Source organism: Pseudomonas putida, assembly GCA_029953615.1.
Classification (GTDB): domain Bacteria; phylum Pseudomonadota; class Gammaproteobacteria; order Pseudomonadales; family Pseudomonadaceae; genus Aquipseudomonas.
In genome coordinates, this window is the sequence record CP124529.1 from 5,161,500 (window position 1) to 5,176,201 (window position 14,702).

A 14,702-nucleotide genomic window follows, 5' to 3' on the forward strand; every position below is an offset into this window, starting at 1 on the left:
TGCCGGGGGCCGAAACTTCATGGAATGAAGGATTCGCCCTGGAGTTCGAATGAAGCCTGTCAAGCACCGCGCAACCATCATCTGCCGGCATGGCAAACAAACCCACAAATGGTTGTGGGTGAGAAAACCCAATGCCCCCTGGACCCTGCCCGGCGGCAAGATCGAACCCGGCGAGACGCCGGTACAGGCAGCGGAGCGCGAATTGCTGGAAGAAACCGGGTTACAGGCCGAATCGCTGACCTTGTTGATGCGCCATGAAGCGGCGCAGCGCATGCATTATGTGTTCGAGGCGGCGTTTGCCGACGCCCCGCAGCCCAAGGCCCTGCATGAGATTGCCGATTGCCGCTTTGCCCACCTGGACCAGGTGCCCATGCTCAAGGACGAGATCAAGCTGCTGATCCGCTCGTTGCTGGCGTGTGACCGGGCGACGGCGGCGTCAGTGAGATGAACCTTTTTTCGCCTGTGCAGGCCTCTTCGCGGGCTTGCCCGCTCCCACAGTGTCCCTGCTAATTCAATGAGTTATGTACAGTTCTGTGGGAGCGGGCATGCCCGCGAAGGGGCCGACACCGGTATCAGCTAGGCATGCACACTCCACTGGCAGGCCTCCACCTCGATCGGCATCTCGTCTATGGCATGGATCATCCCGTTCGCCAGTGCCTCCCGTGGCCCGAGTATTCGCGGGTATGCCATCAGATACCGCGGCACATCCAGTACCTCGTCCGCCCCTTCGGTCCGCTCGGCGACAATCTGGGCGTACAGCCGCAGGTCATAGTCCAGGCTCATTGCATACTCGGCCATGCGAGAGTGGTCGACCGAGCCGTGCAGGGTCCAGTGGAACGGATGAAACAGGAACTTGCTGTAACTGCATGCGGTGCGCCGTTCCCCGGCCAGGAACAGGATGTTGCCCATGGATTCCACCGTGCCCAGGTTGTGGGTATGCACCGCGACCGGCAACGCCCGCAGAAAGTTGTACAAGGTAAACCCGTAGCTGCATTCGCCGCCCATGGTGGCGATATTCAGTTGCAGGACCTCCGCGCCCTGCTGCAACGCCCGCGAACAGGTGCTGATCAGGTTACCGCAGGTGGATGAATTGATAGGCCCGGTGAAGTGGACGATATGTCTGGCCATGCTTGCCTCCAGGGTTGGCAGTTCATTCCTTGGTGTTCTGCGCATCGTCACCCTGCCCGGCCATCTGCCGGTACTGCTTGCGCAGGGCATGCAGCTCGGCCGGATCCATGTCCTCAAGGTCCAGCAGCGCCTTGTGCGCCTGTTGGGTGGTGCGCAACAGCTCATCGATCTTGATGTGCAGTTCGTCGTTGTCGCGGTTCTGGGTGTTCTGGATCAGGAACACCATGAGAAAGGTGATGATGGTGGTCGAGGTGTTGATCACCAGTTGCCAGGTGTCGTTGAAATCGAACAACGGCCCGGTCACTGCCCAGCTCAATCAGCAGGCAGGCGATGCCAAAGGTCAGCGGGCGGCCGGACCAATTGGCCAGCCACTGGGCGAAACGGTCGAATTTCATCCTGGCACCCCTTCTCGTAGCAGGTATGCGGTGGAAACGTCGCGGGCGGCAAAGTTCAACGCGGTATCAGCCTTTTCCGTTGGTCAACCGTGCTGAACCCTGGCCGTTGTTCGTCAGTCGCACCTTCAGAGTGACCGAACAAGGACCCGGCAATGAGGAAGGCAGCGTGAGCGATATCCGCATCGGCATCTCTGGTTGGCGCTACGGCCCGTGGCGCAAGGATTTCTACCCGAAAGGGCTGCCCCAGGACGACGAACTGGCGTTCGCTTCGCGGGCAGTCAACAGCATTGAAATCAATGGCTCGTTCTACAGCCTGCAAACGCCCGAACGCTACCAGGGCTGGCATGACGAAACCCCGCCCGGCTTCGTGTTCGCGGTAAAAGCCCCGCGCTACATCACCCATGTACGGCGGCTCAAGGACATCGAAGAGGCCGTGGCCAATTTTTTCGCTTCCGGGCCGCTGCTGCTTGGCAAGAAACTGGGCCCGTTCCTGTGGCAGTTTCCACCGAACATGAAGTTCGACGAGGCCCGCTTCACCCGTTTTCTCGAACTGCTGCCGCACAGCCGCAAGGCTGCCCGCGAATGCGCAATGGGGTGTGCGCAACGCCTGAAGGACAACGGCGGCACAGATATCAAGGGCAACGCACGGCTGCGCCACGCCGTGGAAATCCGCCACGAAAGCTTCCTGTGCGAAGCCTTCATCAAGTTGCTGCGCAAACACCGGGTGGCACTGGTAGTGGCCGACAGCGCCGGAAAATGGCCGTATGTCGAGGACCTTACCGCCGACTTCGTGTACATGCGCCTGCATGGCGATGTCGAGCTGTACAGCAGTGGCTATACCGCCCAGGCGCTGCGGCGCTGGAAACAGCGTATCCAGCACTGGAGCCAGGGCCGTCAGGCGGACGATGCCCAGCTGGTCGTGCCGGGGCCGCCGCCACGGCGCGCCAGCCGTGACGTGTATTGCTATTTCGACAACGACCAGAAGGTGCATGCGCCTTATGATGCCCGGCGCCTGTTGCAGAAGCTGTCGCTGGACCATGAACTGATGACCGAGCCTGGCGTGGTGCCGGAGGTGACCCTGTGAACAGGACACTGCCTGCCCCGCACTGCATCATCGACAAGGTCACCGCCGTGCGTCGGCTGAATGTACTGACGTTGAACGTGCACAAGGGCTTCACCTTCTTCAACCGGCGCTTCATCCTGCCCGAGTTGCGCGAAGCCGTGCGTGCCACCGGCGCCGATCTGGTGTTCCTGCAGGAAGTGCACGGCAGCCACCAGCAACATGCCCTGCGCCACCCCGCCTGGCCGGATACGCCACAGTACGAGTTCCTCGCCGACAGCATGTGGCCGCAGTTCGCCTATGGTCGCAATGCCGTGTACCCCCACGGTGACCATGGCAACGCGCTACTGTCCAAATTCCCCATCCGCCGCTTCGACAACCTGGACGTGTCGGTGCAAGGCAATGAGCAACGCGGCCTGCTGCATTGCGAGCTGGAAGTGCCCGGCCATGATCAGGTGCATGCCGTGTGCGTGCACCTGGGCCTGCGCGAGGCCCATCGGCAACGGCAGGTAAAGTTGCTGTTGGACCTTCTCGATGGTCTGCCGCCCGAGGCACCGGTGATCATTGCCGGCGATTTCAACGATTGGCGGCTGAAGGCCGATGCGGTGCTCAGCGAATACCTGATAGAAGCCTTTGGCGAGCATTTTGGCACCCCGGCACGCAGTTTTCCGGCGCGTCTGCCGCTGTTGCGCCTGGACCGCATCTACCTGCGCAATGCCATGCCCGGCAATGCCCAGGTGCTGTCGAAATACCCGTGGTCGCACCTTTCCGACCACGCCCCTCTGGCATCGGAGATCAACCTGTGAACCGACCCTGGGTAGACGGCAACAGCGTGCAGTTGCTGATCAATGGCGAGCAATACTACCCCCGCGTGTTCGAGGCCATGGCCCAGGCGCGGGAGGAAATCCTGCTGGAGACCTTCATCATCTTCGATGACAAGGTTGGCCAGCAATTGCAGCAGGTACTGATCGATGCCGCCCGCCGCGGCGTGCGTGTCGAAGTGGCCGTGGATGGCTACGGTACGGCCGACCTGCCCCAGTCTTTCATTGCGGCCATGACCGATGCCGGAGTCAGTTTCCACGCCTTCGACCCGCAGCCGCGGCTGGTGGGGATGCGCACCAACCTGTTCCGGCGCCTGCACCGCAAGATCGTGGTGGTCGATGGTGAGCGGGCCTTCATTGGCGGCATCAACTACAGCGCCGACCACCTGGGCGACTTTGGTGCCATGGCCAAACAGGACTATGCCGTGGAGGTCGCCGGCCCGGTGGTGGCGCAGGTGCACGCCGCCAGCAAGCGCCTGATGTCGCCGGTACTGCAGCCGCCCAGCGCGGTACGGCCGCTGACCGAGCCTGCCGGCACCTGCAGCGCCGTGCTGGTTGAACGTGACAACGGGGTGCGCAGCACCGATATCGAAGCCCACTACCTGCAAGCGTTTCGCAGTGCCCGGCAGCGCATCGTGGTGGCCAATGCGTATTTCTTCCCGGGCTACCGGCTGATGCGCGAACTGCGCAATGCGTCCCGGCGCGGCGTGGAGGTGCAACTGATCCTGCAGGGCCAGCCAGACATGCGCTGGGTTCGGGCGTTGTCGCGGCTGCTTTACAACTACTTGCTGCGCGACGGTGTGGCGATTCACGAGTACTGCCAGCGGCCCCTGCACGGCAAGGTGGCGCTGGTGGACGACCAGTGGGCCACCGTCGGCTCCAGCAACCTGGACCCGTTGAGCCTGTCATTCAACCTGGAGGCCAACCTGTTCATCCGTGATCGCGCCTTCAACCAGCAACTCAACCAGCACCTGCAGGCGCTGGCCAGCGAACAGTGCAAACCGGTCACCCTGGAACGCATGGTTCGCGGCTATTGGTGGCGCGCGCCGCTGATTTTCCTGTGCTTCCACGTGATCCGCCATTTCCCGCGGATTGCCGGCTGGTTCCCGGCGCACCGCCAGCGCTTGCGCTCGGTGCAACCGGAGGCCGAGGCACAGGGTGACTATCACGAGGGCAAGACCTGATGGCGCGAAAACACTGGCAAACCTGGGGCAAGCGGCTGTTCACTCTGGCATTCCTGATCCTGATCCCTGCGTTGCTGTACCTGCTGGCGCGCAACCTGGACTGGAACGAGGTACGCCAGTCGTTGCTGGCCTACAAGCCCGGCACCCTGGCCATCGGCCTGGCGCTGGCCGGGTGCAGCTACCTGACATTCGCCAGTTACGACCTGCTGGCCCGAGCCTACACCGGCCACCACCTGCCGGCTCGCCAGGTTTTGCCGGTGGCCTTCGTTTGCTACGCGTTCAACCTCAATTTCACCACCTGGGTGGGTGGGGTTGCCTTGCGCTACCGGCTATACAGCCGCCTGGGGCTGGACACGGCGACCATCACACGCATCCTTACCCTGGGCCTGCTGACCAACTGGATGGGCTACATGCTGCTGGCGGGCACGGTGTTCGCCTTGCGCCTGGTCGAGTTGCCTGCCAACTGGGCGGTCGGCGCCAGCGGCCTGCAGCTGATCGGCCTGGCATTGCTGGCGATTGCCGCAGGCTACCTGCTGGCCTGTGGTTTCGCCAAGAAGCGCACCTGGCGCTGGCGCGACCATGAGGTAACGCTGCCGTCGCTGCGCCTGGCGCTGTGCCAAGTGGTACTGGGTGCCAGCAATTGGGCGCTGATGGCATTGCTGATCTTCTGGTTGCTGCCTGGCGAAGCCTTCTACCCGTCGATACTTGGCATCCTGCTGATCAGCTGCGTGGCTGGCGTGGTCGCCCATATCCCGGCCGGGCTGGGTGTGCTGGAGACGGTATTCCTGGCGCTGCTGCACGGGCAGTTGGCCCAGGGAACGCTGGTAGCGGCCTTGCTGGGCTACCGCACGCTGTACTACCTGGTGCCGCTGTTGCTGGCGGTGCTTACCTACCTGATCCTGGAAAAACGCGCCAAGGCCATGCGCCGGCGCGACAAGCCGGCCTAGGCCTGACGAGGGCCTCTGGCCCGGGAGGTGGCAAATGCGTGGTCCTGTCCTGAAGCCGATGTTGATACTGATGATGGCCAGCCTGATCAGCGGCCAAGCCCTGGCCGAGGCCTGCAACGTGCTCACCCGGTCCTCCAGCGAGGCGGTAACGCCGGTGGAGCGGCACAGCTGCTACAGCTACAGCAACCTGCCCGCCGAAGCGATCAACTGGTCGTGCAGCAACGAAAGCAAGGACATGCTCAACAGCGAAAAGCACAAGGTCGCACGGTGTGCCGATGGCAGCGTTGGCAGTTGCATCGCACCGTTGACCCAGGAAGCATTGGCCAACCCCAAGGCCTCTGGCGGCGACAAGCCGGCGTTGCCCAAGGATGCGCGGGTGATCACCTATTACTACGACACCCCCAGCCTGGGGCAAGCCCGCACCGATTGCGAGCGTAGCAATGGCATTTGGCAGACTCACTGAGCCCACTGTTTTACCTGTTCTGGCCCTGTCGCCGGCAAGCCGGCTCCCACAGAGATAGCACAGCCCTGAGGTCAGTGCGGTCGGTGTGGGAGCTGGCTTGCCGGCGATAGGGCCCCACAGGGAGGGCCAGGCATCAGGGCGAAATCGGGTCACTCGCCGGGAAAGTCTCGTCCAGCGCATTGTCTACCGCGCTTTCCCCGGTTTTTTCACCACAGTGGCAATCAGCCATCCGGCACGGCTCGCCATTGCGATGCCCGCTGGCACAGGCTTCGCAGCAATACACCTTGCCTTCGAGCTGCAAGGCATTGGCATCCACGGTGCAGGAACAACCGGCACAGGCACAACGCACCTCGTTCATGGCTTGATCTCCTCGTCATCGATCACATCATCGCTCCACGGTTCGCCATCAAGCGGCGCGGAGCGGGCCAGTTCGGCTTCGTCCAGGCCTATGCCGCCGCCAATTTCACTGGCCTCTACCTGCCGCAGGGTCTTGTCTGCAGGGCCACCGCTGCCGCCCGGTTCGTGCGGGTCGCGGGCGCCGGTTTCATCCAGCAAAGTGTCCGGGCTCAGGTCGTCATAAGTAACGTTGTCCTCGTGCAGGCTGTCGCTCAACGCCTCGCCGCCGGTCATGCCGCTTTCGGCCACGCGCCGGGGCGGGAACTCTTTGGCCACGTCCGCGGCGGGGCGCTCGTCACCTACACGCCCTTCTCGCTCATCCAGGCGTTCGTCGAAGTCCAGCTCATGCACGCTGCCCATACGGTCTTCGGTGTCGTCGATTTCGCTGGGGGTATACGGCTTCGGTTCATCTGCTCGGGCCATGTGCGTTCTCCGTCAGGTGGCTTCATTCGGTCGACTGCACCTGCCGCTGGAAGATTCAGAGTTTTTTTGAACTACCGCCCTGGCTGCTGCCTCCCAGCTTAGAGACTGCGAACCGCCCGGAGCCCGCCATGGCCAAGCCCCTGCAGGAATATGCGCGCAAGCGCGACTTCAATGCCACGCCCGAACCCAGCGGCAAGCGCAGCCGGAGCAAGCGGGGCCACGCACTGCAGTTCTGCATCCAGAAGCACGATGCCAGCCACCTGCATTACGACTTCCGCCTGGAGCTCGATGGCACGCTGAAAAGCTGGGCGATCCCCAAGGGGCCGTCGCTGGACCCCAAGGTGCGCCGCCTGGCCGTGCACGTGGAAGACCACCCCTTGGACTATGCCGACTTCGAAGGCCATATCCCGGAAGGCCATTACGGCGCTGGCGACGTGATCGTCTGGGACCGGGGCATATGGGAGCCCGAAGGCGATGCGCGTGAAGCCTATGCCAAGGGCAAACTGCGGTTCCGCCTGCAAGGGGAAAAGCTCAGCGGTGTATGGAACCTGTTCCGCACCCACCTGGCCGGCAAGAAGGAACAGTGGATGCTGGTCAAGTCGCACGACGGCCAGGCGCGTAGCGAAGCCGACTACAGCATCGTCGAGGCCCAACCCGACAGCGTGCTCAGTGACCGCACGCTGGTACCACGCAAGCCGGCAGCAAAAAAGGTTGCCGCGCCGCGTCGCAAATCCGCCAGCAAAGGCCAGAAGGTGCCGTTGCCGGCGCAACTGCAGCCACAATTGGCCACCTTGGTCGACTCCCCGCCCAGTGGCGACTGGCGCTACGAGGTCAAGTTCGACGGCTATCGCATCCTGGCCCGCGTCGACGGTGACGACGTGCGCCTGTTCACCCGCAATGGCCATGACTGGAGCAGCAAGATGCCTCGGCAGGTTGCCGCCTTGCGTGCGTTAGGCATCGATTCGGGCTGGTTCGACGGCGAGGTGGTGGTGGCGGACGAAAACGGCGCGGCGGACTTCCAGGCGCTGCAGAACGCTTTCGACACCGAGCGTGACGAGCACATCACCTATTACCTGTTCGACCTGCCATTCCTCGGTGGCCAGGACCTGCGTCAGTTACCATTGCAGGACCGGCGTAGCACCTTGCAGCGCTTGCTGGAGCACAGTGAATCGGACGTACTCAAGTACTCCGCCGACTTTGACCAGCCCGTCGAATCCCTGCTTGATAGCGCCTGCCGGTTACAACTCGAAGGCCTGATCGGCAAGCGCGTCGACAGTCCCTACAGCGGCCGCCGCAGTCCCGACTGGATCAAGCTCAAGTGCAAGCAGCGCCAGGAGTTCGTGATCGTCGGCTACACCGACCCCAAGGGCAGCCGCAGCGGTTTCGGTGCCCTGCTGCTAGCCTTGCACGACAACGATAGCGGCGAGTTGCGCTATGCCGGCAAGGTCGGCACCGGCTTCAGTGCCACCACGCTGGCCAGCATCCACGCCCGGCTTGAACCATTGGAAGTCGACAGGCCGGCCTTGCCCAAACCGCCCACCGGCGCGGAAGCCCGTGGCGTGCACTGGCTGAAGCCGCAACTGCTGGCCGAAGTCGCCTATGCCCAGATGACCCGTGACGGCATCGTGCGCCACTCGGTATTCCACGGCCTGCGCGATGACAAACCGGCTACCGCAATCGACCTGGAGCGCAGCATGCCCACCAAGCCCCTGCCCAAGCGCAAGCAGGCCAAGGCACCGGAAGCCTTGGGCGAGCTGCGCCTGACCCACCCCGAGCGGGTAATCGACGCCACCAGCGGCGTGACCAAGCGCGAGGTCGCCGAGTACTACGCCGCCGTCAGCCAGTGGCTACTGCCCCAGTTAAAGGACCGCCCGGTAGCGCTGGTGCGCGCGCCGGATGGCCTGGCCGGCGAGTTGTTCTTCCAGAAGAACGCCGGCCAACTGCATCTGCCCAACGTGCTCAGCTACGACAAGGCCGAGGCCGGCCAGGCGGCGATGGTCATCAACCGCGCCGACACCCTGCTGGGTGCCGTGCAGATGAACATGCTCGAACTGCACACCTGGAACGCCACCGACAAGGATTTCGACAAGCCTGACCGCTTCGTCCTCGATCTCGACCCGGACCCGGCACTGCCGTGGAAGGCCATGCTCGAAGCCACCCAACTGGCCCTGACACTTCTGGATGAACTGGGCTTGAAAGTGTTTCTCAAGACCAGTGGTGGCAAAGGCATGCACCTGGTCGTGCCGCTGACCCGGCGGGCTGACTGGGATGAAGTGAAGGCGTTCAGCCACGCCATCGTCGATTACCTGGCCAGGCTGTTCCCCGACAGACTAAGTGCCGTTTCCGGGCCGAAAAACCGCGTCGGGCGCATCTTCATCGATTACCTGCGCAATGGCAAAGGTGCGACCACCGCCTGTGCGTACAGCCTGCGCGCCCGCGAAGGCCTGCCGGTATCCGTGCCGATCTGGCGCGAGGAACTGCCGCAACTCAAGGGCGCCAACCAGTGGAACATCGGCAACGTGCTCGAACGCCTGAGTGATGTGAACGACCCCTGGGCCGATTATGGCAAGACAAGGCAATCGATCACCGTGGCCATGCGCAAGCAGCTGGGGCTGGCCTGATGAAGGCTAGCCTGACCAAGGAGCCGAGCCCATGAGCATTGTCCAGGATTTTGACCTGACCAACCTCGATCGCCTGCTGCGCGCGTTCGGCGAGCGGCAGCAACCGCTCAACCTGGATACCCAGTTGCCGCAGCTGATCCAGGCACTGCAAGCCGACCACCTCGACCTGTTACCCCTGCCCGGCCAGGGCAATACGCTGCGGCGCTGGCAAACACTGGCCCGGGTGGCAGGCTGTGACCTGGCCTTGGCCAAGCTGTACGAGGGCCACACCGACGCGCTGGCGATCCTTGCCGAATGTGCTGCCGCACACCACGCTGCCGAAGGCATATGGGCCGTGTGGGCCGCCGAACCGCCGGATGCCCGCGCTTGCATCGTGGACCGTGATGGCGACCAGGTTCGCTTGTCGGGGCGCAAGGCCTGGTGTTCGGGCGCACTGCAGATCGACCGGGCACTGATCACGGCCTGGGACCAGCACGACCAACCACAGCTGGTGGCCATCGAACTGTCCCATCCCAGCCAGGGCCTTGCCATTGAACGCTGGCAGGCTGTCGGTATGGCCACGACGGCCAGCGTCGAAATCGAATTCGACCACACCCCTGGCATCGCCATCGGCCGCCCCGGGCAATACCTGTCGCGCCCAGGGTTCTGGCACGGCGGTGCTGGGATTGCGGCCTGCTGGTACGGCGCTGCCGAAGCCCTGGCCGATTACCTGCGCGAACACTGCCGCAACCCCCGCCCCGACCCACATGCCGATGCTCACCTCGGGGCGGTCGACGCCGCCTTGTACGGTGCCAGGGCAGCGCTGCGCGAATGCGCGGCATGGATCGACCGCCAACCGGGCGCAGACGCCAGCTTCGAAGTACGCCGCACCCGCGCCCAGGTGGAACAGGCCGTGGAGCAGGTGATCCATCATGTGGGTCGGGCGCTGGGCGCTTCGCCTTTCTGCCGCAACAACCACTTTGCCCGGCTGAGCGCCGATTTGCCGGTGTTCCTGCGCCAGAGCCATGCCGAACGCGACCTGGCGGCGCTAGGCGAGCAGTCGGCGCAACAGCCCGCAGGCGTCTGGCAACTATGAGCGAGAACCTGATCCAGGCGAGCAGCGGCACGCCGTGGACGGCTTGGCAGCAGGCCGCGCACCTGGCCAGGGCGACCTGGATTACCCCGCAGCAGCTGTGCCCGCCGGGCCGCCGCCTGGTACTGCTCGCGCCGCATCCCGATGACGAGATTCTCATGGCCGGCGGGCTGCTGGCGGGCTTCCGTGGCCGGGAAAACGAGTTGGTACTGATCTCTGCGACCGATGGCGAAGCGAGCCACCCCGGCTCTCGCCACTGGAGCGAACACCGTCTGCGCCGGCAAAGGCCGCTGGAAAGCCGCCATGCGCTGCAACAGCTTGACCTCGACCTCGGCCGCCTGGATTGGCGGCGGCTCCACCTCAAGGACGGCGCCTTGCCACGTGACGAGGCGTTTCTGCTCAACCATCTGAATCAGTTGCTCAGGCCTGACGATCTGCTGATGGCCACCTGGAGCGGCGACGGCCACTGTGACCACGAGGCGGTGGGCCGGGCTGCGGTGCAGGCGGTGCGGATGCGCAAGGCGCAATGCCTGGAGGTACCCGTGTGGGCCTGGCACTGGGCACAACCGGACGACCCGCGCCTGCCTTGGCAGCGGGCCCACCGCATCCAGCTCGACGAGGCCAGCCTGGCCCGCAAGCGCAAGGCCTTGGCCGCCCATGTCAGCCAGCTCGAGCCGGATGGCCCGCGCCCGCCCGTACTGCCGCCGAACTTGCAGGAGTGTTTGCTGCAACCTTTCGAACTGGTGTTCCTGTAATTGGAGTTGTCATGAGCCTTGACTCACAGTATTTCGCCGACCTGTACGCCACCAGTGAAGACCCTTGGGCATTTCGTACCCGCTGGTACGAAAAGCGCAAGCGCGAGCTGGTCATGGCCAGCCTGCCGCGCCAGTGCTATCAGCGCGTTTTCGAGCCGGCTTGCGCCAATGGCGAGCTCAGCGCCTTGCTGGCCGAGCGTTGTGCCTACCTGTTGTGCCAGGACCTGGACCCTACTGCGGTAGCCCTGGCCAGTGAGCGCTTGGCCCAGCTGGGTAATGTCTCGGTGGAGCAGGCGCGGCTGCCGGCGGACTGGCCGGGCGGGAGTTTCGACCTGATTGTGCTGAGCGAGGTGGGATACTACCTCGACCCGACCGACTGGCTGCAGGTGATCGAACAGTCGGTGGCCAGCCTGACCTACGACGGCGGGCTGCTGGCCTGCCATTGGAAGCACCCTATTGCCGGTTGCCCGCAGGACGGGCGTGAAGTGCATCGCATGCTGGCCCGGCACCTGCCGCTGCATCTGCAGTTGCAACATGACGAGGCGGACTTCGTGCTGGAATACTGGTCTTCTCAGCCCAGCGTGGTCGACCTTGACGAGACCTGCCCATGATTGCCGTTGTTATCCCGGCGCACAACGAGGCCCGGCGCCTTGGGCGCTGCCTGCGGGCAGTACTGGCGGCCGCCCGGCAGGCGCAGCAGGTGGGGTACCAGGTGGAGGTGCTGGTGGTGCTGGACCGCTGCAGCGATGGCAGTGCCGCCGTGGCAAGCCGTTTCGGTGTAACGGCGCTGACGGTGGATACCGGCAACGTCGGCATGGCGCGCCGGGTGGGTGCGGCATACATGGTCGAGCGCGGCGCGCAGTGGCTGGCATGCACCGATGCCGACAGCCGGGTGCCAGCGCACTGGCTGTTGTCGCAACTGGCCTGCAGGGCCGAGGTGGTGTGCGGAACGGTGCATGTCGAGTGCTGGCAGCCCTGGCAGACAGCGGCCTTGCGCAAGCTGTACCACAGCCGCTACCACGCACGTGAGGGGCATCGGCATGTGCATGGGGCCAATCTGGGGGTTTGTGCCGACGCCTATAATCGGGTGGGCGGCTTCAAGCCCCTGGCGGCGCATGAGGATGTGCAACTGGTCAGCGACCTGCAGGCCAGTGGCGCGCAGATCGTATGGACCGCCAGGCATAGCGTGGTCACCAGCAGCCGGCGCGACAGCCGCGCCCGCGGAGGGTTTGGCGATTATCTGGTGGGGTTGCAGACACAGATCTGATGCTAGTTCGCACGCGGCGCGTACCCTGTGGGAGCGGCTTTAGCCGCGAAGAATTCAACTCGGTGCATGGCACCGGCTGCGCCGGTGTTCGCGGCTAAAGCCGCTCCCACAGGTACCTCGCTAATTCAATGAGTCATGAACATTTCAGGACGCCTTGCGTGTCTTCTTCGCCGGTTTCTTGCCACCCAGGCTGCGCTTGAGCAGTTCGGTAAGGTCGAGGATGTCCGCGCCTTTCCCAGCTTCCGTCGCCTCGCCCTTCTCCACGGTTTCGATCTTGCCCTTGCTGGCCTTCTCTTCCACCAGGTCCATGATGGTCTGGCGAAACACATCCTGGTAGTCCGCCGGTTTCCACGGCCCGCTCATGTCTTCCACCAGCCGCTTGGCCATGTCCAGCTCGCGCTTGTCCACCTTGGCCTCGGTCACACTGCTGTCCAGTTCCAGTGTTTCCAGCCCGCGCACTTCCTCGGGCCAGCGCAGGGTGATCATCACCAACGCGTCTTCCAGCGGCCGCAGCAGCGCCAGGTGCTGGCGGGTGTGCAGCACCACCGTGGCCAGCGCCACCTTGTCAGTCTTGGCCAGGGTTTCGCGCAGCAAGGCGTACACCTTGCCGCCACGACGGTCGGGGGTAAGGTAGTACGGTGTGTCAAAATACTGCAGCGGGATCTCACCGGCTTCGACGAAGGAAAAGATGTCGATCGTCTGGGTCGCTTCGGGCCGGGCCTTGCGAATTTCCTCTTCGCTGATGACCACGTAGCGCCCCTTCTCGAACTCGACACCCTTGACGATATTGTCCTTGTCGATGTCCTTGCCGGTGACCTTGTTCACCCGTTTGTAGCCGACCGGCTCCATGCTGCGCTTGTCGAGCCAGTCGAAATCGACCCGCTCGGTGCGCACCGCGGTATTGAGGGCCACCGGTATGTGCACGAGGCCGAAACTGATGGCGCCTTTCCAGATTGCCCTAGCCATTGGTGGTGCTCCCAAGGTTGCCTGCCAGTACCTGAATCGACTGCAACGGGTGGCGAAGGTTTAACCGCCCCGCCCTACGGCAGCGGGTTGCCGCCCGTCACGCCGAACACTTCACCGGTGATGTAGCTGGACTCCTGGCTGGCCAGCAACACATACACCGGTGCACATTCGGCGGGTTGCCCCGGGCGCTTCATCGGCGTTTGCGCGCCGAAGTCGGGGATTTTCTCCGGCGGTTGCCCGCCACTGGGTTGCAGCACGGTCCAGATGGGGCCCGGGGCCACGGCGTTGACCCGGATACCGCGCTCGATCACCTGCTTGGCCAAGGCCTTGGTGAAGGCGACGATCGCGGCCTTGGTGGTGGCATAGTCGAGCAAGGTGGCCGAAGGCTGATAGGACTGGATCGAGGCGGTGTTGATGATGGTCGCCCCCGCCGGCATCAGCGGCACGGCCGCCTGGCAAAGCCAGAAAAGCGCATAGACGTTGGTTTTCAGGGTGTGGTCGAACTGCTCGTGGCTGACCTGGCTGATGTCCTTGCGCGCTTCCTGCTTGCCGGCGACGTTGACCAGGATGTCCAGGCCGCCGAGCTGCTCGTGGGCCTGGTCGACCAGTTCCTTGCAGAACTGCTCATCCTTCAGGTCACCGGCAATGGCCACCACCTTGCGGCCTTCGGCTTCGATCAGCTTGATGACTTCGCGGGCGTCGGGTTGTTCGATAGGTAGGTAATTGAGGGCAATGTCGGCGCCCTCGCGGGCAAAGGCGATGGCCACGGCGCGGCCGATGCCCGAATCCGCACCGGTGATCAGCGCCTTGCGCCCTGCCAGGCGGCCAAAGCCCTTGTAAGTGGTTTCGCCGTGGTCTGGCTCGGGCTGCATGTTGGCATCCAGCCCCGGGGCTGGCTGGCCTTGAGCCGGGAACGGTGGGTGCGGGTACTGGGTCAGCGGGTTCTGCATGCTGAACTGGTCGTGGGGTTTGTTGGGCATGGGGGCCACTCCTCTGGTGAAACCGGTATAGGCCCTTCGCGGGTTTGCCCGCCCCCACAGGTCTTGAAGCTGGTGATAGCCCTGCGGGAGCGGGCGAGCCCGCGAAGGTTGCTCTACCGTTTTCGAGGTAAACCGCCATCGATGGTTTTTTCTGACTGGCCCCTACACCGACCAGCGGTCGATACGACAGTCAAAGTGATCAGTTGCGCACCTCGACAGCGTCG

16 protein-coding genes and 1 pseudogene are annotated in these 14,702 nt (G+C 63.9%); 11 read left to right on the forward strand and 6 right to left on the reverse strand.

Going from position 1 to position 14,702, the window contains the following annotated elements:
- Positions 1-49: 49 nt before the first annotated feature.
- The gene (locus tag QIY50_23625) at positions 50-448 is read left to right on the forward strand and encodes an NUDIX hydrolase (protein ID WGV20243.1); all 399 of its coding nucleotides are present in this window, start codon (positions 50-52) and stop codon (positions 446-448) included.
- 128 nt (positions 449-576) lie between these two features.
- Here QIY50_23625 and QIY50_23630 read toward each other — a convergent pair whose 3' ends face one another.
- Together QIY50_23630 and QIY50_23635 are read right to left on the reverse strand one after the other, a co-directional pair.
- Positions 577-1,128, reverse strand: coding sequence for an ATP-dependent Clp protease proteolytic subunit (locus QIY50_23630; protein WGV20244.1), 552 nt, complete (start codon positions 1,126-1,128; stop codon positions 577-579).
- Positions 1,129-1,150: 22 nt separating this feature from the next.
- Positions 1,151-1,523 (reverse strand): annotated as a pseudogene (locus QIY50_23635) (low affinity iron permease family protein).
- Positions 1,524-1,689: 166 nt separating this feature from the next.
- Here QIY50_23635 and QIY50_23640 point away from each other — a divergent pair.
- From QIY50_23640 to QIY50_23660, 5 genes are read left to right on the forward strand one after another with little or no spacing between them, the layout of a single operon-like run.
- Positions 1,690-2,607: a DUF72 domain-containing protein gene (locus QIY50_23640; GenBank protein ID WGV20245.1), complete on the forward strand. Its 918-nt coding sequence runs from the start codon at positions 1,690-1,692 to the stop codon at positions 2,605-2,607.
- Positions 2,604-3,389, forward strand: coding sequence for an endonuclease/exonuclease/phosphatase family protein (locus QIY50_23645; GenBank protein WGV20246.1), 786 nt, complete (start codon positions 2,604-2,606; stop codon positions 3,387-3,389). Before QIY50_23640 ends, QIY50_23645 begins: the two co-directional genes overlap by 4 nt.
- Positions 3,386-4,588 carry a cardiolipin synthase ClsB gene (gene clsB, locus QIY50_23650; GenBank protein WGV20247.1) on the forward strand — a complete coding sequence of 401 codons (1,203 nt, stop codon included), beginning with the start codon at positions 3,386-3,388 and terminating at the stop codon, positions 4,586-4,588. The genes QIY50_23645 and clsB overlap by 4 nt, the downstream gene beginning before the upstream one ends.
- Entirely contained in the window at positions 4,588-5,535 is a 948-nt protein-coding gene (locus tag QIY50_23655) for a lysylphosphatidylglycerol synthase domain-containing protein (protein WGV20248.1), read from the forward strand. Before clsB ends, QIY50_23655 begins: the two co-directional genes overlap by 1 nt.
- Before the next feature lie 34 nt (positions 5,536-5,569).
- The gene (locus QIY50_23660) at positions 5,570-5,998 is read left to right on the forward strand and encodes a hypothetical protein (protein ID WGV20249.1); all 429 of its coding nucleotides are present in this window, start codon (positions 5,570-5,572) and stop codon (positions 5,996-5,998) included.
- Between the two features lie 133 nt (positions 5,999-6,131).
- Here QIY50_23660 and QIY50_23665 read toward each other — a convergent pair whose 3' ends face one another.
- Positions 6,132-6,356 (reverse strand): metallothionein, encoded by a 225-nt coding sequence (locus QIY50_23665; protein ID WGV20250.1) that lies wholly within the window; start codon positions 6,354-6,356, stop codon positions 6,132-6,134.
- The gene (locus QIY50_23670) at positions 6,353-6,817 is read right to left on the reverse strand and encodes a phosphotransferase system, HPr-related protein (protein ID WGV20251.1); all 465 of its coding nucleotides are present in this window, start codon (positions 6,815-6,817) and stop codon (positions 6,353-6,355) included. The genes QIY50_23665 and QIY50_23670 overlap by 4 nt, the downstream gene beginning before the upstream one ends.
- 128 nt (positions 6,818-6,945) lie before the next feature.
- Between QIY50_23670 and ligD the strand changes: the two genes are divergently transcribed.
- The 5 genes from ligD to QIY50_23695 are packed head-to-tail and all read left to right on the forward strand — an operon-like array spanning position 6,946 to position 12,532.
- Positions 6,946-9,438, forward strand: coding sequence for a DNA ligase D (gene ligD / locus QIY50_23675; GenBank protein ID WGV20252.1), 2,493 nt, complete (start codon positions 6,946-6,948; stop codon positions 9,436-9,438).
- Between the two features lie 31 nt (positions 9,439-9,469).
- A complete protein-coding gene (locus QIY50_23680) occupies positions 9,470-10,513 on the forward strand; it encodes an acyl-CoA dehydrogenase family protein (GenBank protein ID WGV20253.1) in 1,044 nt (347 codons plus the stop codon).
- Entirely contained in the window at positions 10,510-11,265 is a 756-nt protein-coding gene (locus QIY50_23685; GenBank protein ID WGV20254.1) for a PIG-L family deacetylase, read from the forward strand. Before QIY50_23680 ends, QIY50_23685 begins: the two co-directional genes overlap by 4 nt.
- Before the next feature lie 11 nt (positions 11,266-11,276).
- The gene (locus tag QIY50_23690) at positions 11,277-11,876 is read left to right on the forward strand and encodes a class I SAM-dependent methyltransferase (GenBank protein WGV20255.1); all 600 of its coding nucleotides are present in this window, start codon (positions 11,277-11,279) and stop codon (positions 11,874-11,876) included.
- Complete coding sequence (locus QIY50_23695) at positions 11,873-12,532, forward strand: glycosyltransferase (protein WGV20256.1); 660 nt, start codon at positions 11,873-11,875, stop codon at positions 12,530-12,532. The genes QIY50_23690 and QIY50_23695 overlap by 4 nt, the downstream gene beginning before the upstream one ends.
- A 144-nt stretch (positions 12,533-12,676) precedes the next feature.
- Here the strand turns inward: QIY50_23695 and QIY50_23700 are convergent, their stop codons facing one another.
- Both QIY50_23700 and QIY50_23705 read right to left on the reverse strand, forming a co-directional pair.
- Positions 12,677-13,498 carry a Ku protein gene (locus tag QIY50_23700; protein ID WGV20257.1) on the reverse strand — a complete coding sequence of 274 codons (822 nt, stop codon included), beginning with the start codon at positions 13,496-13,498 and terminating at the stop codon, positions 12,677-12,679.
- A gap of 74 nt (positions 13,499-13,572) precedes the next feature.
- Positions 13,573-14,478 carry an SDR family oxidoreductase gene (locus QIY50_23705; GenBank protein WGV20258.1) on the reverse strand — a complete coding sequence of 302 codons (906 nt, stop codon included), beginning with the start codon at positions 14,476-14,478 and terminating at the stop codon, positions 13,573-13,575.
- Positions 14,479-14,702 lie beyond the last annotated feature (224 nt).